We start from the raw sequence: 20,637 nt of genomic DNA, 5'->3' as shown, positions 1-20,637 counted from the left end.
CTCTCCATCGAGTGTTGCCGGAAATGTGGGTTGAAAAGGCCCGGGGCGGGGGGAGGGGGAGGGTTGCCCCGGGCCTTCAAGCGACCCGAACTCTAGGGCTCGGGCTTATACCCACGCCAATGCGCGGATATTCGGTTCGGTTCCCGCTTAGATCTTGCCGACGAGATCCAGCGACGGGGCGAGGGTTTCTTCACCCTCTTCCCAAGCGGCCGGGCAGACCTGGCCGGGGTTGTTGCGGACGTACTGCGCAGCCTTGATCTTGCGGGCCAGTTCGTTGGCATTGCGGCCGACGCCTTCGCAGGTGATTTCCATGATCTGGATCACGCCATCGGGATCGACGACGAAGGTCGCACGGTCGGCGAGGCCCATTTCTTCACGCAGGACGTTGAAGTTCTTCGACAGCGTGTGGAGCTGGTCGCCGAGGAACGGGAATTCGAGCTTGCCGATCTTCTCCGAGGTGTCGCTCCAGGCCTTGTGGCTGAAGTGCGTGTCGGTGCTGACGGCGTAGACTTCGACGCCCATGTCCTGCAGCAGGCCGTACTTCTCGCCGAGGTCTTCGAGCTCGGTCGGGCACACGAAGGTGAAGTCCGCCGGGTAGAAGAAGAAGACGCTCCACTTGCCCTTCACGTCTTCGTCGGTGACGTCGAAGAAGTCCTTGCCCTTCTGGAATGCGGTCGCCTTGAACGGCTTGATGGTGCTTCCGATGATACCCATGATTTCTGTTTCCCTTATCGTTCTGGGGTGAAAACTCACGGGCTAGATAGGGTGTGATGCAGCGCACAAAAGCGAGTTTGTGCGATTGCGAACATCGAAATTTTCGTTCAATCGACGGGAACTTTCGAAAAGCGCAACGACTACCTATTTCGGGTGCAAAAAACGCAACTTGCTCGACAGCCTATCCGCGTTGGGGGCTGTGATTCAGGCAGTCTCAGCCGGTGCACGAGCAGGCGAATGGGCCAATATCACCCGCAATAGCGCCCAAGCCGGAGCCAAAATAGCCGCCGCGATCAAGCACATGGCAAAGTCGGGTTGATAGAGCTGGAGCGTCGCGATCGACCCGCCGAACAGCCGTGGCAGATATTCGAGAAGGAAGACCGCCAAGGCGGTCATCGCCGGCAGCGGCAGCCAGATGCCGAGCTTTCCTGCCAGGCTCTCTCTCTTCTTGCGCAAGCTCGCCCGCCCTTTCCATGAGATGAGCGCGAGCAGGACAAACAGCGGCGGGAGAAGGGCTATCGAAAGGTAGGCTGTCTGCGGCCCCAGACGCGATCCGGCATCGTCATGAGGCTGACCCATTGCCCGCGCCGCGGCTCCGCCGATCAAATACCAGTTGTCGGCAAATCCGAGCCCGGCATTTGCATTGACCATGATCACGACGCCCGTCCCTTCGGCCGGGTCGAACGCAGCAAGCGTTTCAAACCCGGGTACGAGACCGGTGTGGTAAGTCGTTCCCCGGGCAGGGTCGATCGACCAGCCCAGGCCATAGAATGGCGATGAGGGACTGGACGGTGCCAGCATGAGATCCTTCGTCGCAGCGCTCAGGATGTCGTCTTCGCCGCTGAGCCACATGGAGAGATAGCGCCCCATGTCACGGGCGCTCGAGACAATTCCCCCTGCTGGCGCATGGATGCGATAGTTTTCACCTCCATCGAAGGGCCGTACGCCACCGAACCATGGGCGATGGCCTGTGGCGGCTCTGGCAGGTGACGCCCCGAGCGCCACCGTGCTGTCGGTCATGCCAAGCGGCGTGAAGATATGCGCATCGATGTAGTCGGCATATTCCTGTCCGCTGGCACGCTCGATCACCGCGCCGAGAATCTGGTAATTCGCGTTGGAATATTCCCAATGCGCACCCGGAGCGCCCGCCGGCCCTGCGAGAGCGAGCTGTTCGGCATAGTCGGCCAGGCCGAGCTGCGAGACCTCTGCGTTGCCGTGCAGGCTATTGCCCTGAACGGTGGAATACCCGCTGGTATGATTGAGCAGCTGGCGCAGGGTCACCTTGCTGCCTGCACCGCTGTCGAAAGCGGGCAAATATTTCGATACCGGGTCGTCGAGACCGATTTGGTCCGCTTCGACCAATTGCATGATGGCGAGCGCGGTAAAGCTCTTGGTCACCGACCCGATCGGGAAAAGCGTGTCGGCGGTGACGGGGTCGCCGCTCGCTTCCAGCCGCTCGCCAAAACCACGAGCAATCACCTCGCTTCCCCGAACTCGCGCATAGGCCAATCCCGGCGCAGCGCTCGCCGGAAGCTCGGCCTCGATAAAGCTGTCTACTCGGGCGCTGTCGGTCGAGGCCGACAAACCGGGGGCGATCAGGATCAACGCAGCGAGAAGCCAGCCGGATATCAGCCGGTACCACCATTCGCCCCGCCGACGGGATTGCTTGCGCCGGTCCCACGGCCCGGCCCGCTGGCGGTTCACTAACCGCACTGGGCGCGTTGCAGCAGCATGTGGTCGGCGAGCACCAGCGCCATCATCGCTTCGACGACCGGGACGCCGCGAATGCCGACGCAAGGGTCGTGGCGGCCCTTCGTGCGGATTTCGGTCGCCTCGCCGTCGCGCGTGATGGTTTCGACCGGGGTGAGGATCGAACTGGTCGGCTTGAAGGCGACGCGGCAGGTGACCGGCTGGCCGGTCGAGATTCCGCCCGCGATACCGCCTGCGTGGTTCGCGCCAAATTCGATCCCGCCGTCCTCGCCCGGCCGCATGGTATCGGCATTCGCCTCGCCCGTTGCGGAGGCTGCTGCGAAACCGTCGCCGATCTCCACGCCCTTGACCGCGTTGATACCCATCATCGCACCGGCAAGGTCGGCATCGAGCTTGGCGTAGATCGGAGCGCCCCATCCGGCGGGAACGCCTTGAGCGCTGCAGGCGACACTCGCCCCGATGGAGGAGCCGGCCTTGCGCGTTTCATCGACCAGCTTCGCCCAGGCTTCGGCGGCTTGCGGGTCGGGACAGAAGAAGGGGTTGTTACCGATTTCGTGCGCATCGAAGCGCTCGTAATCGATTGCGCTGTCGCCGATCTGCTCGACCCATGCGGAAATCTGCACGCCCTCCAACACCTTGCGCGCGATGGCCCCTGCCGCAACGCGCATCGCGGTTTCACGCGCGCTCGAACGGCCGCCGCCGCGGTAGTCGCGGAATCCGTATTTTGCGTCATAGGCGTAGTCGGCATGGCCCGGGCGATAGGCCTTGGCGACTTCCGAATAATCCTTGCTGCGCTGGTCGACGTTCTCGATCAGCAGGCTGATCGGCGTGCCGGTGGTCTTGCCCTCGAACACGCCCGACAGGATACGGACCTGGTCGGGCTCCTGCCGCTGGGTGGTATATTTGCTCTGCCCCGGACGGCGTGCGTCGAGGAAGGGCTGGATGTCCTCTTCCGACAGTTCGATGCCCGGCGGGCACCCGTCGACCACCGCGCCGATCGCCGGCCCGTGGCTTTCCCCCCAGGTGGTGAAGCGGAAGACCCGCCCGAATGTGTTCCAGCTCATGAAACCCTCATGCCAACAATTGTGGGCGCAAGTCCATTGCGACTGGACCAATCTTGTCTTGTGCCCCAAGAACAAACCATGATTGCAAGGCGCGCCACATGATCGCGAAGCTGAAAGGCCTGCTCGACGAAACCGGCACCGACTGGGCGGTGATCGACGTGTCCGGCGTTGGCTATCTCGTCCATTGCTCGACCAAGACGGTCGCTGCGCTGGGCGAAGTGGGCGAGGCGTGTACCGTCTACACCGACATGCAGGTGAGCGAGAACGATATGCGCCTGCTCGGTTTCGCCGAGGCGGCGGAGCGCGACTGGTTCCGCCTGCTGAACCAGGTGCAGGGCGTGGGCAGCAAGGTCGCGCTGGCGATCCTCTCCGCGCTGTCGACCGGGGAAGTGCAAAGCGCCTGTGCCAATGGCGATGCCGCCATGGTTGCCCGCGCACAGGGCGTCGGTCCGAAGCTCGCCGGGCGGATCGTCAACGAGCTGAAGGACAAGGCAGGCGCACTGCCGACCGCGCCGGGCGGCGTCGCGGCGGCGAATATCACGCCCGCCGGCAGCGCGAGCGCCGATGCGGTGAGTGCGCTCGAAAACCTCGGTTTCAAGCCCGCAATCGCCGCGCGCGCCGTCGCCGCCGCTCAGGGAGAGCTCGGCGAAGGCGCGAGCGAAAGCGAACTGATCCGCGTCGCGCTCAAACGGGCGGCAGGATGATGGAGAGACCCATGCGATACCTATTGGCACTCGGCGCGCTGGCACTGGCCGTTCCCGCTTCCGCGCAGGACATGTCGGCTTTCCGCACCGGACCTGTGTTCGAGGATTTCGGCCCGCACGCCCCGGTCGAGGGTATCGGCGAAGTACCTGCCGATACCGAATTCGCCCATGCATTCGACGTCGCTACCCCGGCCGAAGACGGCAAGCGCAACCGCGGCTTCGAAAGTGCGGCACGCTTCATCAACATGCATGCCGCGGCCGGCGTGGATCCCGACAACATCCGCATCGCGGTCGTCGTGCACGGCAAGGCATCGATGGACCTGCTGACCGACGAGGCATGGGCCGCGAAGGGCAAGGAAGGCGAAAATCCCTCCGGCGCAATGGTCCGCGCGATGCTCGACGAAGGCGTGCGCTTCATCCTGTGCGGCCAGAGCGGCGCGGCTTACGGTATCAGCCAGGAAGACCTCATCCCCGGCGTCGAAACCGCGCTCAGCGCAATGACCGCCCACGCCCTGCTGCAACAGCGCGGCTACACGGTGAACCCGTTTTGACCGAACCCGTCCCCCTCCATACTCCCGATCGGCAGCCGGACGATCCCGATGCGGCGCTGCGGCCGAAGTCGCTCGGCGAGTTCATCGGGCAGGAGGCAGCGCGCGATAACCTTCGCGTGTTCATCGAAAGCGCGAAGTCGCGCGAGGAGGCGATGGACCATGTGCTGTTCTTCGGCCCTCCCGGTCTCGGCAAGACGACGCTCGCGCAGATCGTCGCCAGGGAACTGGGCGTGGGCTTCCGCGCCACCAGCGGTCCGGTCATCGCCAAGGCCGGCGACCTTGCCGCGCTGCTGACCAATCTCGAACCGCACGACGTGCTCTTCATCGACGAGATCCACCGGCTCAATCCGGTGGTCGAGGAAGTGCTCTATCCTGCGATGGAGGACCGCGCGCTCGACATCATCATCGGCGAAGGGCCGGCTGCGCGCAGCGTGCGGATCGACCTGCCGCCCTTCACGCTGGTCGGCGCGACGACAAGGCAGGGCCTGCTGACGACGCCGCTGCGCGACCGCTTCGGCATCCCGGTGCGCCTCAATTTCTATACGCATGAGGAACTCGACCTCGTGGTGACGCGCGGGGCGAAGCTGCTCGGCATGGATATCGATCCCGCGGGCGCACGCGAGATCGCCCGCCGCAGCCGCGGCACGCCGCGCGTCGCGGGCCGGCTGCTGCGCCGCGTGCGCGACTTCGCCCATGTCGCGGGCGAGGGCACGGTTTCGCGCGAACTGGCCGACCAGGCGCTCACCCGGCTGGAGATCGACCGCCTCGGCCTCGATGCGATGGACCGGCGCTACCTCACCATGATCGCGACCACCTACAAGGGCGGCCCGGTGGGCGTCGAAACGCTCGCCGCAGGTCTCGCCGAACCGCGCGATACGGTCGAGGAAGTTATCGAACCCTACCTAATCCAGCTCGGCCTCGTCGCGCGCACAGCGCGTGGGCGGCAGCTCAACGATGCGGGATGGAATCACCTCGAAATGACCCCGCCGGAGCAAAACGGGCAAGGCCGGCAAACCGGGCTGTTTGACGGAAAAAGTTAATTTACGCGCAAGGATTTGGCGGCTTTCGGTTCCATAGTGGGACAAGTCGCGCAATCGCGCCGATCGCTCGCGAAGTTTTTGCCGTTCGAGCCCCTGAATCGTGGTTAACGTGATTGCCGCGTTAAGGAGTGGGGCGTTTTCTGCATGCACAGGGGAGTGGCAGGACATGGAGCCGCCATGTCTTCGCTTCCCGCAGAGAACGAGAGATTGTGCCCATGTCGGTAAAACTGGCCCTGGCGAAACTGTCCGCGACCGCAGCAGGTACCGCCCTGCTCGCTGGCGGCGCAGTCCATGTCGCCGAAAAGCAGGTGACGGACACGCCGCAGTACAAGTCGAGCAAGTCGGTCAAGGCCCAGCCGGTCAAGTACATCAAGGAACGCCGCACCGCGACGCGCAAGGTCCCCAAGACCGTGCAGCGCAAGCGCCGTATCGTGAAGCGCACGATCGAATGCGAACCGCTCGGCCCCGGCATGATCGAAGGCCCGATGCCCTATCCGATGGCTGCAGGTGAAGGCGATCCGCGCTGCGCCCCGGCATATCGCATGGCAATGGCTGCCATCCCGGCCCCGCTCGCACCGATGCCCCCGATCCAGGGCGGCGGCGGTGGCGGCGTGACCGTGATCGGCGGCAGCGGCGGCTTCGGTGGCGGTTTCGGCGGCGGCTTTTTCGGCGGCTTCTTCGGTGGCGGCGGCTCGAGCGGCGGCAATGTCGTCGTGAGCTCGACCACCAGCACCAGTGGCAGCACCAGCGGCAGTTCCGGCGGCACCTCGGGCGATCCTTCGCCCCCGCCGTCTCCGCCGCCCCCTCCCGGACCTCCTCCGGGCCCGCCTCCCGGCCCGCCGACTTCGACCACGTCGACCGGCGGTGAAAGCTCGGGCGGCATCAACATCAACATCAACATCGACAATTCGAGCGGTGGCTCCTCCACCTCGACGTCGACCGGCGGCAGCTCGACTTCGACCTCGACCGGTGGCAGCACGACGAGCACCGGCGGTGTGTCCACTTCGACCGGCGGCGTATCGACCTCCACTTCGAGCTCGACCTCGACCGGCGGTGTGTCGACCTCCACGGGCGGCGTGAGCACCTCCACCGGCAGCATTTCGACCTCGACGACGTCCGGCAATGTGAGCAGTTCGTCGGGCAATGTGTCGAGCAGTTCGGGCAATGTTTCCAGCAGTTCGGGCAATGTCTCGAGCAGCTCGGGCAACAATGCGAGTTCGTCCACTTCGGGCAATGTCTCGACCAGCACGAGTTCGTCCGGCAACGTGTCGACCAGCACCAGCAGCTCGGGCAACATCACCAGCTCGACCAGCTCCTCGACCTCGTCGAGCACGTCGTCTTCGACCAGCAGTTCGACTTCGAGCTCGACGTCCTCGTCGACCTCGAGTTCCACGTCGAGTTCGACCTCGAGCAGCACGTCGACTTCGAGTTCGGGCGGCACGACGAGCGGAACGCAGGTCCCGGCACCGCCGATGATGATCCTGTTCGGGCTGGCATCTGCGGCCATCCTCGGACGGCGCAAGCTCAAGCCGAAGAAGGGCGCCTGACGAGGCCCTTCGACGGAACTTCAGACTAGGGCGGCCCTCGGGTCGCCCTTTTTCTTTGTCAGTTGAGCAGCCGCCAGGGGTCCTGCCGATACCACTTGGTGATCACGTGCTTGATCCCCTTGGTGACGGGCATCCCGGCGTGCAGCGTCTTCATGTTGGCCGTGCCATCGGGGCGCATGTTGTTCCACACCAGCATGGTGCCGGTCGGCGGCTTGAAGCGCTGGTCGAGCAGAGGAAAATCGGTCTCGCCGCCTTCCTTCGCCTCGTGCAGGCAGAGCATTGCCGTCCACGTGCGCTGGCCGCCGCGATGCGCCTCGTCCTGCCAGTATCCTTCGCCGACATGGAAGAAGTCGTGGTGGTGCTTGAATTCCTGCCCGACCTGGTAGCGCTGGCCCTGCATCGGTTCGGAATGCAAATCGTCGATGCCGAGCAGGTCGGAGATGTACATCTCGATGCTGCGGGTCAGCGGATCGTCGATCGCGAAATGGTGGGTGAAGCTCGTCCGGAACCCTTCGCGCTCGGTCCCGCGGTAAAGGGTCGAAGGCTCCGCGCGCTGGTTGATGAAACGCATGATGTCCTTGCAGTCGCGGCGGGTCAGGAAGTTCTCGACGAGGAACACCTCGGCATCGCCTTCGACGACCTGCTCTACGGCCGGATTCGCCTGCAGGCGCGTCCGCACGGCCTGGCCGAAAGCGGCCAGCTTTGCTGGATCGCACCCCGGGCTCGCGGGGATTTCAAAGGATTGCGCCTCGGCTCCCATGCTGGCGAGCGATAGCGCGAAAAACTGAACAATCCGCCAACGCGGGTTCGGTCAGCCGCCCGAAGCGACCCACGGCACTTCGCTCGTCTCCATCACGCCGCCCAGCTCCCAGACATTGGTGTAGCCATAACCGTGCAGGTTGATGAAGGTCGGAATATTGAGCGCGAGCGGGGCCTTCTTCGCCAGCACCGGCGGCGCGTTGTCGCTGAAATTGTTGTTGCAATAGATGTAGATAGGCCGATCCGGGTTCTCCCCGATCACTTCGCGCAGGGACGTGGAAGTGAAGTCCGAGAATGGCAGGTTTACCGCACCTTCGATGTGCCCCGCCTCGAAGGCCGCTGCGGAGCGCGTGTCTAGCAGCAATGCGCCCTCGGCGGCTGCGCGGGCGAGGAAGGTTTCTCGATCGAGCAGGCGCGTTTGGCGCACTTCGCCGAGCGAGTTCGTCAGCTGGGCAAAGCCGTCGTAGTCGATCTGCGGATTGGGCGGCGCGTCCTGCGCCATGGTGGCAGCAGCGACGAGCGCGATCGGCGCTATGACAAGAGTCCTGGCAAATAAGGCGCGGTGCATGTCTTTCCTCCCGTGATGTCACGCGAGGCTGGGCCTGCAATGCTTGCGATGCGATGAACCGGGCGCTGCCTGCCATGCCTGTGGCATGGAGCGGGACGTTACGTCAGCGCGAGCGCGGATCGTCCGAAGGATCGTTTGCGACCGTCTCGTAACCGGCATCGGTCCAGGCGCGGATACCGCCGGCGAGATGGCGCACGACCACGCCGCGATGGTCGGCAAGCTGCTCTGCCGCGATGGCCGAACGGCGCGAGGAACCGCAGTAGAGGATTACCTCGCGCGCCGTATCGACGGGGATTGCCGCCGGATCGAAATGGGTGAGCGGCGCATTGAGCGCGCCCGGGATTCGGCTGTCGGCAAACTCGTAGGGCGTGCGAACGTCGATCAATACGACCTCGCCCGCCGCCAGAAGGGTCGCGAGCTGGTTTGCATCGAGCGTGGCGACGCGTGCGCTCGCAACTGCGCCGCTATCCGTCGGCACGCCCGCCCCGCTCCCCGTGCAGCCGGCAAGCGCCAGCGGGGCGAGGATCGCGAGGAGGGCGGGCCGAAGCCGCATCAGGCGGCGGCCAGGTTGCGCAGAACGTAGTGGAGGATGCCGCCGTTGCGGTAATATTCCATCTCGTTCGCGGTATCGATGCGGCACAGCGCGGTGAAGCTGAAGGTCGAACCGTCTGCACGGGTCACTTCGACTTCGACGTCCTGGCTCGGCTTGAGGTCGGCAAGACCCTTGATCGAGAAGCTGTCGTCGCCCTTCAGGCCGAGCGTCTCGCGCGTGTCGCCTTCCTTGAACTGCAGCGGAAGCACGCCCATGCCGACGAGGTTCGAGCGGTGGATGCGCTCGAAGCTTTCGACGATGACGGCGCGCACGCCAAGCAGGATGGTGCCCTTCGCCGCCCAGTCGCGGCTGGAGCCGGTGCCGTATTCCTTGCCGCCGATGACGACGAGCGGGGTACCGTCTTCCTTGTGCTTCATGGCGGCGTCGTAGATCGCCATCTGCTCGCCATTGTAGGTGGTGTAGCCACCCTCGACGCCCGGGACCATTTCGTTCTTGATGCGGATGTTGGCGAAGGTGCCGCGCATCATGACTTCGTGGTTGCCGCGGCGCGAGCCGTAGGAGTTGAAGTCCGCCTTCGAGACCTGATTGGAGAGCAGGTATTCACCGGCAGGCGAGTCTTCCTTGATCGAACCGGCCGGCGAAATGTGGTCGGTCGTCACGCTGTCGCCGAGGATCGCGAGCGGCTTCGCATCGGTGATGTCGGTGACCGGTGCCGGGGTCATTTCCATGCCCTCGAAATAGGGCGGGTTGGCGACATAAGTGCTGCCCGGACGCCACTGGTAGGTGTCCGACGCTTCGACTTTGATCGCCTGCCAGTGCTCGTCGCCCTTGTAGACGTCGGCATAGCGGCTTTCGAACATTTCGCGGTCGATATTGGCCGCGCGGTGTTCGGCGATTTCGGCGTTGGTCGGCCAGATGTCGGCCAGCATCACGTCGTTGCCGTCCTGGTCCTGCCCGATTGGGGTCTGCGTGATGTCCTCGGTCACCGTGCCCTTGAGCGCATAGGCGACTACCAGCGGCGGCGAGGCGAGGAAGTTGGCGCGCACGTCGGGCGATACGCGGCCTTCGAAGTTGCGGTTGCCCGAAAGGACGCTGGCCGCGACGATGTCGTTGCCGTTGATCGCCTTGCTGATTGGCGGGGCGAGCGGGCCCGAGTTGCCGATGCAGGTGGTGCAGCCGTAGCCGACGAGGTCGAAGCCGAGTGCGTCGAGATCGTCCTGCAGGCCCGATTTCTCGAGGTAGTCGGTGACGACCTGCGAGCCCGGTGCGAGGCTGGTCTTGACCCACGGCTTGGGCTTGAGGCCCTTCTCGTTCGCCTTCTTGGCGACGAGGCCGGCAGCGATCAGCACGTCGGGGTTGGAGGTGTTGGTGCAGCTGGTGATGGCCGCGATCACGACGTCGCCGTCGCCGATGTCGTGGTCCTTGCCATCGACTCCGACGCGAACCGGCGCGTCCTTCTTGTAAATCGACTTGAGGTCGCCGTTGAACAGCTCGTCCACCTCGGGGAGGATGACCTTGTCCTGCGGACGCTTGGGACCGGCGAGGCTCGGGACGACGGTGGAAACGTCGAGGTCGAGCGTCTTGGTGAACACCGGCTCGTTCTCCGGCGTGAACCACATGCCCTGTTCCTTCGAATAGGCTTCGACCAGCGCGATGGTTTCCTCGCTGCGGCCAGTCAGGCGCATGTAGTCGAGCGTCTTGTCGTCGATGCCGAAGAAGCCGCAGGTCGCGCCGTATTCCGGTGCCATGTTGGCGATGGTCGCGCGGTCGGCAAGACTCAGGTGAGCGACGCCTTCACCGTAGAACTCGACGAAGCGGCCGACGACGCCGACTTCGCGCAGCATCTGGACGCAGGTGAGGACGAGGTCGGTCGCGGTGACGCCCTCGGCCATCTTGCCGGTCAGCTTGAAGCCGACGACTTCGGGGATCAGCATGGAAACCGGCTGGCCGAGCATGGCTGCTTCCGCCTCGATCCCGCCGACGCCCCAGCCGAGCACGCCGAGACCGTTGATCATGGTCGTGTGGCTGTCGGTACCGACGCAGGTGTCGGGGTAGGCGACGGCGTTGCCGTCCGCGTCTTCGGTCGACCACACGCCCTTGCCGATATACTCGAGGTTCACCTGGTGGCAGATGCCGGTGCCCGGGGGCACGGCGGAGAAGTTCTGGAAGCTTTTCGAGCCCCATTTGAGGAAGTCGTAACGCTCGGCATTGCGGGCGTATTCGAGTTCGACGTTCTTCTCGAACGCCTTGGGGTGACCGAATTCGTCGACCATGACCGAGTGGTCGATCACGAGGTTCACGGGAACCTGCGGGTTGATCTTGGCGGTGTCGCCGCCGAGCTTCGAAATCGCATCGCGCATTGCGGCGAGGTCGACCACGCAGGGAACGCCGGTGAAGTCCTGCAGCAGCACGCGCGCCGGGCGGTACTGGATTTCCTTGCCGGTCGACGGGTTCTTCTGCCAGTCGGCAATCGCCTGCGCGTCATCGGTCGAGACGGTGAAGCCGCCGTCCTCGAAACGCAGCATGTTCTCGAGCAGGACTTTCAGGCTGAAGGGGAGCCGGGAAACATCGCCGATCGTCTCTGCCGCCTTGGCGAAGGAGTAATAGGCGTAATCCTTGCCGTTCACGGTGAGGGTTGAACGGGTTCCGAGCGTGTCCTTGCCGACCTGGGTCATGCGCGATGGCTTCCTTTGCTAAAGTGGCGGGCGCTGACGGCGGTTTCGCCGGCGCCGAAATCTGCCGCGGCAACTGCGCGCTAAAGGCCTTTGCGTCAAGGGGAGTCGGGCCGATTCGGGCCCTGAATCGGCCTTATTCCGGCTGTGTCATGGGCGGGACGGGATCGGAGCGGGTCGCGATCCAGCAACCGCCGACGATGAGGACGGTGCCGAGCAGGGTCGTGGGGGTGACCATCTCGGAGAAAAACAGCCAGCCGAACAGGCTCGCCCAGAGGAAACCGGAATATTCGATCGGGACCAGCACCTGCGCCTCCGCGCGGGCATAGGCCCAGGTGATCGCCATTGCCCCGCACACGGTCAGCGCTGCACCCATGGCGATATCGAACAGCGCGCCGGGCGAGGGCATGGCGAAGAACCAAGGTGCGAAGAGGCCCAGCACGATCAGCGCGACGCCGCTATGGAAGGTGGTCGCCTCCTCCGGGCTGGAGACTTGGGCCTGCTGGCGGATGATGATGAAGTTCCATGCATAGAGCGTGGCGGAGAAAAGGATCGCGGCAAGACCTTTCAGCGTCTCGATATCGCTTTCCACCCGGCCGAGGCGTCCGCCGATGATCACCAGCGTGCCGGCGAAACCGAGCAGCGAAGCGATTACCGCCTTGCGCTTGATCTGCTCGCCCAGCAGCACGAAGGCGAGATAGAGCGCGATGAGCGGCGCGACGAAGGATATGGCGATCGCCTCGGCAATCGGCAGCTTGGTCAGCGCGTAGAAGAAGCTGAGCGCCATGAAAGCGGAGACGGTGCCGCGCAGCAGGTGGATGCGCAGGACCGGCATCTTCGGCCACCGTCCGCCGCGCAGCAGCCAGACCGGGGCGATCATCGCCGTCCCGAAAGCCGAGCGCATGACCGAGGCGCTGTAGGCTCCCGCAGCGAGCGCCGCTGCTTTCATGAAGGCATCCATGAGGGAAAGGAACCCGACCCCGAGCAATGCCGCCAGCAGCGGGAGAAGGTGCGGATTCCGGTTCATCGCGGGAGGGAATAGGCCCGCTGTGTCCCGCCGTCACCACTCGTCGTGAATTCAGCGCCGAGAAAGCCAATATGGTTGATAGCAATTCGCAGATGCGGCAAAATCCGTATCTCCGGGTTAGGTAACCCGGCACAAATCCTCGGGTGGGACTGACGTGAATAAACCAGCATTTCTTCGCCTTTCCTTGACTGCCGCCGTGTGCGCGCTGGCCCCTGCGGCCATTGCTGCGCAGAGTTCGCAGCCGGAAAACCTCCTCCCGCAACCGGCCGAAATCGAAAGCGAACCGGTCGAAGCGGACGAAACCGTCATGGTGTCGGAAGAGGTCGTCCAGGCGATCGACGAAATGGCGCAGCCGGAATTTCCCGTCGTCCAGCCGTGGTCGCTCGACAATGCACGCTTCCTCGTCAGCATCATCGAAGGCCTCGGCGAAGAGGGGCTGAACCCGACCGAATACCGTCCGCAGGATCTCAAGGCCGCGATCGCAGCAGGCGAGGGCGAGGAACTCGATGCGCTGGCGAGCCAGATGTTCGCATGGGTCGTCGAAGACCTGCGCGACGGCCGCACGCCGATGGATTCGCGCAAGCAGTGGTTCGTGCTCGATCCCGACCAGGATCGCTACCCGACCGGCAAGCTGATGGCGCAAGCGCTCGAGAGCGGCGACCTTGCCGGTACGCTCAAGACGATCATGCCGGAACACCCGGATTATTACCGCCTGCGCGACGAGCTGGCGAAAACGCCGGCCAGCAACACCGAGAAGCGCAAGCTGATCCGCGCCAACATGGACCGCTGGCGCTGGCTCGCCCGCGATCTCGGCAGCCAGTACCTGATGACCAATGTGCCGGAGTACCAGCTTCGCCTGACGGTCAAGGACAAGATCGTGCGCACCTATCGCACCGTCGTCGGCAAGCCGGGCCGCACCGCGACCCCGCAGCTTGCCGAAAGCGTCGAGGGCGTGATCTTCAATCCGACCTGGACCGTGCCGCAGTCGATCGTGAAGGGCGAAGGGCTCGGTGCCCGCGTGCTCGGCAATCCGGCATGGGCCAAGCGCAACGGCTATACCGCGACCAAGGGCGCGAATGGCTGGGTCAGCGTCGTGCAGCAGCCGGGTCCGGGCAATTCGCTCGGCCTGATGAAGCTCGACATGCCCAACAAGCACGCGATCTTCCTGCACGACACGCCCTCGCGCCACCTGTTCGGCACCGAACGGCGCGCGCTGAGCCATGGCTGCATCCGCACCGAACGCGCGACCGAACTGGCGATAACGCTCGCCATCCTGCGCGGCGGGCTATCGGCGGACGAGGCGAAATCGACGCTGACCTCGGGCAAGTACACCCGCGTCGGCTTCGAGAAGACCATGCCGGTCTACATCACCTATTTCACCATGGGGCAGGACATCGAGGGCGAGCTTCGCACCTTCCCCGACATCTATGGCCGCGATGCACCGGTGCTGGAATCGCTCGACAAGCCGCGCGTGGCTAACCGTGCGCGCGTGACGGGCGAGCAGATCATTCCGCTAGAGGACGACCTGCGCGACAGCTGATTTTGCTTGAGTGTCAGTAAACGCCGGGGGTGAGGATTTCCTCGCCCCGCGGCGGTTCATTGCGCACGAGGCGGATTTCGCCGGCTTCCTGCGACGGGCGCTCGACGCGGGTGCCATCGGCAGCGAGGCCAAGCGAGTCGGCGAACAGCACGCGGCCACCGCCAAGCTTCAGTAGCGCCAGCTTGAAATCCGCATCGCCCATCGCGAAGCAGCCGTTCGAGCGGCCGAGGCGGCCCCATTTCTCGACATGCTCGGGCTCGGCATATTGCGCACGGTGCATGACGATCGCGCGGTCGAGCGCATTGGAATTGGTCGGGTCGAGCCCTTCGAGCCTGATCGAGGTGCCGTAGCGCCCGGTGTACCAGCCGTAGGTCATGTAGAGACCCTTGCTGGTGCAGTGCGAATTGTGCTCGTTCGAATACCAGTTGAGCCAGCCGTCATGTTCCGGATCGGAACCGTCGCCGTGGCTCACGAGGTAGGAATCGACCACGCCCCGCTCCAGATCGACGAAGTGGAAGCGCGGCTCGCTGCTGCGCAGGCCGAAATCGGCAATACCCACGACATCCCGGCGCCACAGCAGGTCGCCCGCGCGCTGCTGCTCGCGCTTGGCGATGTCGGCGAGGATCGCATCGCGCGCCGTGCCGGTGCGCACCTGGGCGGCCAGCCGCACGGGCAGCGTGGCGGCAACGCCTGCCGCTAGGGAAGTGGTGAGGAGTTCTCTCCGGTTCATGGCTCGTACCATAGCATATTTTCGACCGCGAAGTGTGAACGGAAAGATAATCGCTCGAGCGCGCTCCTCCAAACGAATGTTAGCTTTTGCGAGCCTCGCCGTGCTCCGTGTGGGACCGAATGCAGTCCGAAGGCCGGAAATTCAGCCCCAGAGGCGGTTTTCGGCCGCCATTTCGAGCATCGAGCGGGCATGGCGCGCCGCTACCGCGCGCTGGTCCTCGCCGTATCCTCCGCCAAGCGCGCTCGCGATGGGGAGGCCGCGCGAGCGCGCCTGCGCAACCACGAAACGATCGCGCCGCGCCAGCCCCTCGTCGCTCAAGGCAAGCCGGCCGAGCTTGTCCTGCTCATGCGGATCGACCCCCGCCTGATAGAGCACGATATCGGGTGCGAACTGCTCGACGATAGCGGGCAACGCCTCTTCGAGCGCTGCGAGGTAATCGTCATCGCCAATTCCGTCGGGCAGCGCGATATCGCGGCTGGACCGCGCCTTGCGGACAGGGAAATTCTTCTCGGCATGGAGCGAGAGGGTGAAGACATCCTCGCGGCCCGCCATGAGGCTTGCGGTTCCATCGCCCTGGTGCACGTCGCAATCGACGATCAGCACGCGCTTCGCATCGCCTTCGGCCAGCAGCCGGTTGGCGCACACGGCAAGGTCGTTGAACACGCAGTAACCCGCGCCGGTATCGTGCAGCGCATGGTGGCTCCCGGCCGCGCTGTTGGCGGCATAGCCGTGCTCCATCGCGAGCTGTGCGGCGAGCCACGTTCCGCCATTGGTGTGACGCACGCGGCTGGCGATGTGCTGCGTGACGGGGAAGCCGATCCGCCGTTCCTTCTCGCGCGGGACCGAGGCGGTGAAGACCTGCTCGACATATTCGGGGCAATGCACTGCCTCGAGCCATTCGCGCGGGCAGGGGTCGGGTGCGTGCTCGGTCAGCGCTTCGCCGCTGGCGCGCAGTTCCTCCATGACGAGGAAATACTTGTCGAACTTGAACGTCCCGCGCTCGGGGCGCGGAGCCATGTAGTCGGCATGGTGGACGACGTGGAGAACCGGCCTACTCCTGCGCGCTCACATAGCTTTCTAGCTCGGCGTAAATCTCTTCGGCACTGCGGCTGGCGGCATTGCGCCAGGTCTTCGCGCTATCCGCGTTGAGTGCGCGCATTTGCCCCGGGCGGATGACGAGCAGGTTGGGCGTTCCCTCGATATCCTCGACCCCGCGCATGGCGGCGAGTTCGAGATTGCGTCCCTCGCCGTTCTGCGGGGTGCCGACATCGATATAGACCACGGTGAAGTGCGCTTCGACCAACGGGCGAAAGCGCTCGCTTTCAAGCCAGCCGGCAAGCGCGCGGCTGTCGTGACACCAGTTGGCCCCGAACACGGCGAGCAGCAGCTTGCCCTCGATCGCTGCTCCCGCCTCTGCCGCCGCAAGATCGGCGGCAGCATCTTCAACATCGACATAGGGCGTCGCTTCGGGATGATAGGCTGCACCGCCGCCGGTCGCGGCGCAGGCGGAGAGCAATAGAAGCGCGGAAAGCGGCGCGAAGGCCGACCTGAATGGCGATGTCATGCGGCGGCGTTGTCCTGTTGCTGCGCCTGCATCGCGAGGCGTTGCAGGTTCGGCCCGGCAGCCATGCTGGCCTGCATCATCTTGCCGACGACCGCGAGCCTCTCGGGCGCATTGGCCTGCAGCCACGCAACGGTTCTCGCCGAGGGATCGAGCCGCGATTGGGCGAGCCACTTGCTGAGGACCGGATTGTTCGCCCAGGCCATGCGGTTCATGCCCGTGCCGAGCAGCGTCATCGCATAGCCGCCGATCGTGTCGATGAAGGACACCGGCATGCCGAGCGCGTTCTTCTCCTCGTCGGTGTCGAAATTCGCCTCGATCACTGCGGTGACTGCTGCGTTCAGCGTGACCAGCGGCACATGAAGGAGTTGCAGGGTGATGAGCCCCGGCTCGAACTGCGGGCGGGTCGGCTTGGGGCGCACGGCAGAGGCGGTGCAGTCGATGAACATGGTGTCCGGTGCGACCGGAACCTCGCCCTCCTTCAGCACCATGCGATCCGCCTCGATGGAGGTCACGCGGCCCATGCGCACGACATTCTCGATCTGGCGCAGCAGCTCGATCTCGCCGGTGGAGATGACCGGATAATGGAACATGCGCGGCAGCGCGTCCTTGTCGAGCCGCAGCATGAAGCCGCGCTCTTCCAGCGCGAGGAACAGCTCGTCGACGTTGTCCGCCTTGGCGGCCTCTTCGAAGATCGCGGTCTGGCCTTCGATTACCTTCTCGAAGAACTGCTCGCCCGGCTGGATGAAGGCGCGGTTGAGGAACCAGCTCTCGCGCGGGCGAACCCAGGTGATGCGATCGGCCGGGACGCCTGCCTGCAGCAGCCACACGCCGGTATCCATCGCAGTCTTGCCGCCGCCGAGGATGACGTAGTTTTCGGGAATCTCCTCCGGCTGTTTCCAGAGGTCCTGCAGGTCGCCCGGGATGGCGATGCGCACGCCCTCGGCAACATCGAACTGGCGCTTGTGCGTCGCGGGGACCGAGGTTTCGAAATAGGTGGAATCGACGACCTTGCGCCGCACCTTCACCGTCTGCCGCTCGCCGGAAAACAGGTTCTCGAAGCTGTGATTGCCGAGGTAATTGCAATTCGGGAAATATTGCACCCGTCCACTCGGGAGCAGCCGGTCGCGCATCGCATTGTCGAAATAGGCGAGCACTTCCGCGCCGCTAGCCAGCTCGTAGAAGCCCTTGTTCGGCCCGGCGGTGTCGATCCGGTCCTGGCCGAGCGGGGTCGATTCAAGTCCGTAGATCGCGGAGGGCTGGTGCAGCGTCACGAAGGAATAGGCGTCGTTCCAGTGGCCGCCCGGCTTGGCGTGGCGATCGACGAACAGGAAGGTCGCGTCCGGGTCTTCCTCGAGCAGCGTGTCGACGAAAGCGAGGCCGACCGCGCCCGCGCCGATGACGAGATAATCCGTTTCGAGTTCGGCCACTTAACCCCTCCCGCAATTTTCCGCCGCTGCCGGCAGTATCAGTCGATTTCGCCGATCTCGAGCCGGTCGATCCGCAGGCGCCTGATGTGCGCATCGCCCATGGTCATCCGGCCAACCACCAGTCGCCCGACCGCGAAAGCGCCGAGCGCGACCGCTCCCAAGGCAAGCGCACCGAGAGCGGTAGCGCCCACCGCTGCGGCACCGAGCTTGCGAGACGTTTCGACCGGGGGAAGGATCTCCACGTTCTCGGTCGTCGTCTCGCTCGTCATGGCCTACTCCGCTGCTATCGCCTTGGCTTCCGCCTCGGCTTCGATTTCGGCGGCCTTTTTCTCGACCAGCTCGACGATGTGGTCGAGCATGTCGCCGTCCTCGACATGGTGATCAGTCACGCCGGACAGATATACCATATGCTTGCCCTTGCCGCCGCCGGTAATTCCGATGTCGGTCTCGCGCGCTTCGCCCGGACCGTTCACGACGCAGCCGAGAACCGAGAGCGAGAGCGGCGTCTTGATGTGCTGGAGGCGTTCTTCGAGTGCCTGCACGGTGCGGATCACGTCGAAGCCCTGCCGCGCACACGACGGGCAGGACACGACGCGCACTCCGCGCGTGCGCAAGCCGAGCGCCTTGAGGATTTCGAAGCCGACGCGCACCTCGTCTTCCGGCTCGGCAGAGAGGCTGACGCGGATCGTATCGCCGATGCCCGCCCACAGCAAGTTGCCGATACCGATCGAGCTCTTGACCGTGCCGCCGATCAGGCCGCCCGCCTCGGTAATGCCGAGATGCAGCGGGCAATCGACCGCTTCGGCGAGGCCCATGTAGGCGCTGACCGCGAGGAAGACGTCCGACGCCTTCACCGCGACCTTGTATTCGTGGAAGTCGTGGTCCTGCAGCAGCTTGATATGGTCGAGCGCGCTTTCAACCAGCGCTTCGGGGCAGGGCTCGCCGTATTTCTCGAGCAGGTCCTTTTCCAGGCTGCCGGCATTCACGCCGATGCGGATCGCGCAGCCGTTCGCCTTTGCGGCACGAACGACTTCGGCAACGCGTTCGGATGAGCCGATGTTGCCCGGGTTGATCCGCAGGCAGGCTGCCCCGGCATCGGCGGCCTCGAGCGCGCGCTTGTAGTGGAAGTGGATGTCGGCCACGAGCGGCACGCGGGCCGCCTTCGCGATCTTGGCGAAGGCCGCGGTCGATTCTTCGGTCGGGCAGGATACGCGAATGATATCCGCGCCCGCTTCCTCGCAGCGACGAATCTGGTCGATCGTCGCAACCGCATCTTCGGTCGGCGTATTGGTCATCGTCTGGACGGTGATGGGGGCATCGCCGCCGACGGGGGTATCGCCGACCATGATCTGGCGGCTCTTGCGGCGCTCGATGGTGCGCCAGGGACGGATCTCGGACATGGGGCTGCCTATACGCGCGTGCATGTGAAGGGGCAATGACAGGGCGCACCCCATCGTGCATGAGGAGCGAATGGAAAGACACGATACCGAAGCCGGCACGCCGCTCCTCTTCGCCCGCGTGCTGGACGGGGCCGGCGGGGGAAGGCCGATCGACTGGGCAGGTGTGCAGGACTGGCAGCCGGCCAATACCGACGAGGTACTGTGGCTCCACCTGTGCCGCGACCGGGAGGGTGTCTACGACTGGCTGCAGGAGGTGATGGCTATCCCGGAGCCGACCGCCGAGCTCTTGACCAGCAACGAGACCCGCCCGCGAGCCTTTCGCGAAGGCAACACGCTGGTCGCAACGCTGAGGGGGATCAACTTCAATCCGGGCGCAGAGCCCGAAGACATGGTCTCGATGCAGCTGTGGTCGGACGGCAAGCGCCTGATTACCCTGCGCCGCCAGCCGCTCCAGACCCCGCGCGACACGCTGGCGGAAATCGACCGGGGGCGCGGCCCGGGCGATGCCGGCGCGCTCATCACCTCGCTGACCGAGCACATGATCGCGCGGATGAACCAGTCGATCGTCGACATGAACGCGCATATCGACGAATGCGAGGCGGCCGATCTCGACGAGGAAGCGGATGAAACTCTCGACAAGATCACCACGATCCGGCGCAACTGCCTCGCGCTCAAGCGCCACATGGGTCCGCAGCACGCCGCCTTCGAGATGATCAGCCGCGATGCTCCCGGCTGGTTCGAGGATCACGACCGGCGCGAAATGGCCGAGACCATCGATCGGCTGCGCCGGTATCTCGACGATATCGACATCAGCAAGGAAAGCGCGGTTGTGCTGATGGACGAGCTGCGCGCCCGCGCGGTCGCAAGCTCCGACCGGACGAACTACATCCTGACCATCGTCGCCGCGATCTTCCTGCCGCTCGGCTTCCTCACCGGCCTGCTCGGCATCAACGTGGGCGGGATACCGGGGGTGAACGATGGGGACGCGTTCTGGATCGTCGTTGCGCTGTGCCTCGCGATCCTGGTCGCGCAGCTGGTGTTCTTCTGGAAATGGAAGTGGCTCTAGC

At 64.7% G+C, this 20,637-nt stretch carries 20 protein-coding genes; 5 read left to right on the top strand and 15 right to left on the bottom strand.

Annotated elements, in window-relative coordinates:
* Positions 1 to 147: 147 nt before the first annotated feature.
* The 3 genes from ahpC to aroC all read right to left on the bottom strand — a co-directional run bounded on the left by ahpC (position 148) and on the right by aroC (position 3,488).
* Positions 148 to 714, bottom strand: a complete 567-nt coding sequence (ahpC, locus tag EO245_RS00605) for an alkyl hydroperoxide reductase subunit C (RefSeq protein ID WP_128891112.1) — start codon at positions 712 to 714, stop codon at positions 148 to 150.
* A gap of 204 nt (positions 715 to 918) precedes the next feature.
* A complete protein-coding gene (locus EO245_RS00600) occupies positions 919 to 2,319 on the bottom strand; it encodes a serine hydrolase (protein ID WP_164931230.1) in 1,401 nt (466 codons plus the stop codon).
* A 98-nt stretch (positions 2,320 to 2,417) separates the two neighbouring features.
* The gene (gene aroC, locus EO245_RS00595) at positions 2,418 to 3,488 is read right to left on the bottom strand and encodes a chorismate synthase (RefSeq protein WP_128891110.1); all 1,071 of its coding nucleotides are present in this window, start codon (positions 3,486 to 3,488) and stop codon (positions 2,418 to 2,420) included.
* Positions 3,489 to 3,586: 98 nt separating this feature from the next.
* Here aroC and ruvA point away from each other — a divergent pair, with 98 nt between their 5' ends.
* From ruvA to ruvB, 3 genes are read left to right on the top strand one after another with little or no spacing between them, the layout of a single operon-like run.
* The gene (gene ruvA / locus EO245_RS00590) at positions 3,587 to 4,192 is read left to right on the top strand and encodes a Holliday junction branch migration protein RuvA (protein ID WP_128891109.1); all 606 of its coding nucleotides are present in this window, start codon (positions 3,587 to 3,589) and stop codon (positions 4,190 to 4,192) included.
* 11 nt (positions 4,193 to 4,203) lie between these two features.
* Positions 4,204 to 4,743, top strand: a complete 540-nt coding sequence (locus tag EO245_RS00585; protein ID WP_128891108.1) for a DsrE family protein — start codon at positions 4,204 to 4,206, stop codon at positions 4,741 to 4,743.
* On the top strand, positions 4,740 to 5,783 hold the full coding sequence (gene ruvB / locus EO245_RS00580; RefSeq protein ID WP_128891107.1) for a Holliday junction branch migration DNA helicase RuvB: 1,044 nt from the start codon (positions 4,740 to 4,742) through the stop codon (positions 5,781 to 5,783). The genes EO245_RS00585 and ruvB overlap by 4 nt, the downstream gene beginning before the upstream one ends.
* Before the next feature lie 490 nt (positions 5,784 to 6,273).
* Here ruvB and EO245_RS13445 read toward each other — a convergent pair whose 3' ends face one another.
* From EO245_RS13445 to EO245_RS00550, 6 genes are all read right to left on the bottom strand, one after another.
* Positions 6,274 to 7,290, bottom strand: coding sequence for a hypothetical protein (locus EO245_RS13445; RefSeq protein WP_199798661.1), 1,017 nt, complete (start codon positions 7,288 to 7,290; stop codon positions 6,274 to 6,276).
* A 98-nt stretch (positions 7,291 to 7,388) separates the two neighbouring features.
* On the bottom strand, positions 7,389 to 8,009 hold the full coding sequence (locus EO245_RS00570; protein WP_164931229.1) for a 2OG-Fe(II) oxygenase: 621 nt from the start codon (positions 8,007 to 8,009) through the stop codon (positions 7,389 to 7,391).
* Between the two features lie 132 nt (positions 8,010 to 8,141).
* The gene (locus tag EO245_RS00565; RefSeq protein ID WP_128891105.1) at positions 8,142 to 8,657 is read right to left on the bottom strand and encodes a rhodanese-like domain-containing protein; all 516 of its coding nucleotides are present in this window, start codon (positions 8,655 to 8,657) and stop codon (positions 8,142 to 8,144) included.
* A gap of 103 nt (positions 8,658 to 8,760) precedes the next feature.
* Positions 8,761 to 9,210, bottom strand: a complete 450-nt coding sequence (locus tag EO245_RS00560) for a rhodanese-like domain-containing protein (protein ID WP_128891104.1) — start codon at positions 9,208 to 9,210, stop codon at positions 8,761 to 8,763.
* Positions 9,210 to 11,885, bottom strand: a complete 2,676-nt coding sequence (acnA, locus tag EO245_RS00555) for an aconitate hydratase AcnA (RefSeq protein ID WP_128891103.1) — start codon at positions 11,883 to 11,885, stop codon at positions 9,210 to 9,212. The genes EO245_RS00560 and acnA overlap by 1 nt, the downstream gene beginning before the upstream one ends.
* 133 nt (positions 11,886 to 12,018) lie before the next feature.
* Positions 12,019 to 12,909, bottom strand: coding sequence for a DMT family transporter (locus tag EO245_RS00550; RefSeq protein WP_128891102.1), 891 nt, complete (start codon positions 12,907 to 12,909; stop codon positions 12,019 to 12,021).
* A gap of 184 nt (positions 12,910 to 13,093) precedes the next feature.
* Between EO245_RS00550 and EO245_RS00545 the strand changes: the two genes are divergently transcribed.
* Positions 13,094 to 14,449 carry a L,D-transpeptidase family protein gene (locus tag EO245_RS00545; RefSeq protein ID WP_128891101.1) on the top strand — a complete coding sequence of 452 codons (1,356 nt, stop codon included), beginning with the start codon at positions 13,094 to 13,096 and terminating at the stop codon, positions 14,447 to 14,449.
* A 13-nt stretch (positions 14,450 to 14,462) separates the two neighbouring features.
* Here EO245_RS00545 and EO245_RS00540 read toward each other — a convergent pair whose 3' ends face one another.
* From EO245_RS00540 to ispG, 6 genes are all read right to left on the bottom strand, one after another.
* Positions 14,463 to 15,179, bottom strand: a complete 717-nt coding sequence (locus tag EO245_RS00540) for a murein L,D-transpeptidase catalytic domain-containing protein (RefSeq protein ID WP_128891100.1) — start codon at positions 15,177 to 15,179, stop codon at positions 14,463 to 14,465.
* Positions 15,180 to 15,320: 141 nt separating this feature from the next.
* A complete protein-coding gene (locus tag EO245_RS00535) occupies positions 15,321 to 16,196 on the bottom strand; it encodes a histone deacetylase (RefSeq protein WP_128891099.1) in 876 nt (291 codons plus the stop codon).
* A 34-nt stretch (positions 16,197 to 16,230) separates the two neighbouring features.
* Positions 16,231 to 16,743 (bottom strand): thioredoxin family protein, encoded by a 513-nt coding sequence (locus EO245_RS00530; protein WP_128891098.1) that lies wholly within the window; start codon positions 16,741 to 16,743, stop codon positions 16,231 to 16,233.
* The gene (locus EO245_RS00525; RefSeq protein ID WP_128891097.1) at positions 16,740 to 18,170 is read right to left on the bottom strand and encodes a hypothetical protein; all 1,431 of its coding nucleotides are present in this window, start codon (positions 18,168 to 18,170) and stop codon (positions 16,740 to 16,742) included. The genes EO245_RS00530 and EO245_RS00525 overlap by 4 nt, the downstream gene beginning before the upstream one ends.
* 38 nt (positions 18,171 to 18,208) lie before the next feature.
* A complete protein-coding gene (locus tag EO245_RS00520) occupies positions 18,209 to 18,439 on the bottom strand; it encodes a hypothetical protein (RefSeq protein ID WP_234026913.1) in 231 nt (76 codons plus the stop codon).
* Positions 18,440 to 18,442: 3 nt separating this feature from the next.
* Positions 18,443 to 19,570, bottom strand: a complete 1,128-nt coding sequence (ispG, locus tag EO245_RS00515; protein WP_128891096.1) for a flavodoxin-dependent (E)-4-hydroxy-3-methylbut-2-enyl-diphosphate synthase — start codon at positions 19,568 to 19,570, stop codon at positions 18,443 to 18,445.
* 70 nt (positions 19,571 to 19,640) lie between these two features.
* On the opposite strand from ispG, the gene EO245_RS00510 reads away from it, so the two are divergent.
* Complete coding sequence (locus tag EO245_RS00510; RefSeq protein ID WP_128891095.1) at positions 19,641 to 20,636, top strand: zinc transporter ZntB; 996 nt, start codon at positions 19,641 to 19,643, stop codon at positions 20,634 to 20,636.
* Position 20,637: the final 1 nt, after the last annotated feature.

Origin of the sequence: Erythrobacter sp. HKB08, from assembly GCF_004114695.1 — a bacterium.
Classification (GTDB): domain Bacteria; phylum Pseudomonadota; class Alphaproteobacteria; order Sphingomonadales; family Sphingomonadaceae; genus Parerythrobacter_A.
This window is presented reverse-complemented; position numbering and strand designations above follow the sequence as displayed.

Excerpts from the sequence above, each read along its gene's own strand:
- acnA (WP_128891103.1), bottom strand. The coding sequence starts at position 11,885 with ATGACCCAGGTCGGCAAGGACACGCTCGGAACCCGTTCAACCCTCACC.
- EO245_RS00540 (WP_128891100.1), bottom strand. The coding sequence starts at position 15,179 with ATGAACCGGAGAGAACTCCTCACCACTTCCCTAGCGGCAGGCGTTGCC.
- ruvA (WP_128891109.1), top strand. The coding sequence starts at position 3,587 with ATGATCGCGAAGCTGAAAGGCCTGCTCGACGAAACCGGCACCGACTGG.
- EO245_RS00585 (WP_128891108.1), top strand. The coding sequence starts at position 4,204 with ATGCGATACCTATTGGCACTCGGCGCGCTGGCACTGGCCGTTCCCGCT.
- EO245_RS00535 (WP_128891099.1), bottom strand. The coding sequence starts at position 16,196 with ATGGCTCCGCGCCCCGAGCGCGGGACGTTCAAGTTCGACAAGTATTTC.
- EO245_RS00550 (WP_128891102.1), bottom strand. The coding sequence starts at position 12,909 with ATGAACCGGAATCCGCACCTTCTCCCGCTGCTGGCGGCATTGCTCGGG.
- EO245_RS00530 (WP_128891098.1), bottom strand. The coding sequence starts at position 16,743 with ATGACATCGCCATTCAGGTCGGCCTTCGCGCCGCTTTCCGCGCTTCTA.
- EO245_RS00520 (WP_234026913.1), bottom strand. The coding sequence starts at position 18,439 with ATGACGAGCGAGACGACGACCGAGAACGTGGAGATCCTTCCCCCGGTC.
- ispG (WP_128891096.1), bottom strand. The coding sequence starts at position 19,570 with ATGTCCGAGATCCGTCCCTGGCGCACCATCGAGCGCCGCAAGAGCCGC.
- EO245_RS00565 (WP_128891105.1), bottom strand. The coding sequence starts at position 8,657 with ATGCACCGCGCCTTATTTGCCAGGACTCTTGTCATAGCGCCGATCGCG.
- ahpC (WP_128891112.1), bottom strand. The coding sequence starts at position 714 with ATGGGTATCATCGGAAGCACCATCAAGCCGTTCAAGGCGACCGCATTC.
- EO245_RS00510 (WP_128891095.1), top strand. The coding sequence starts at position 19,641 with ATGGAAAGACACGATACCGAAGCCGGCACGCCGCTCCTCTTCGCCCGC.
- EO245_RS00560 (WP_128891104.1), bottom strand. The coding sequence starts at position 9,210 with ATGCGGCTTCGGCCCGCCCTCCTCGCGATCCTCGCCCCGCTGGCGCTT.
- EO245_RS13445 (WP_199798661.1), bottom strand. The coding sequence starts at position 7,290 with ATGGCCGCAGATGCCAGCCCGAACAGGATCATCATCGGCGGTGCCGGG.
- aroC (WP_128891110.1), bottom strand. The coding sequence starts at position 3,488 with ATGAGCTGGAACACATTCGGGCGGGTCTTCCGCTTCACCACCTGGGGG.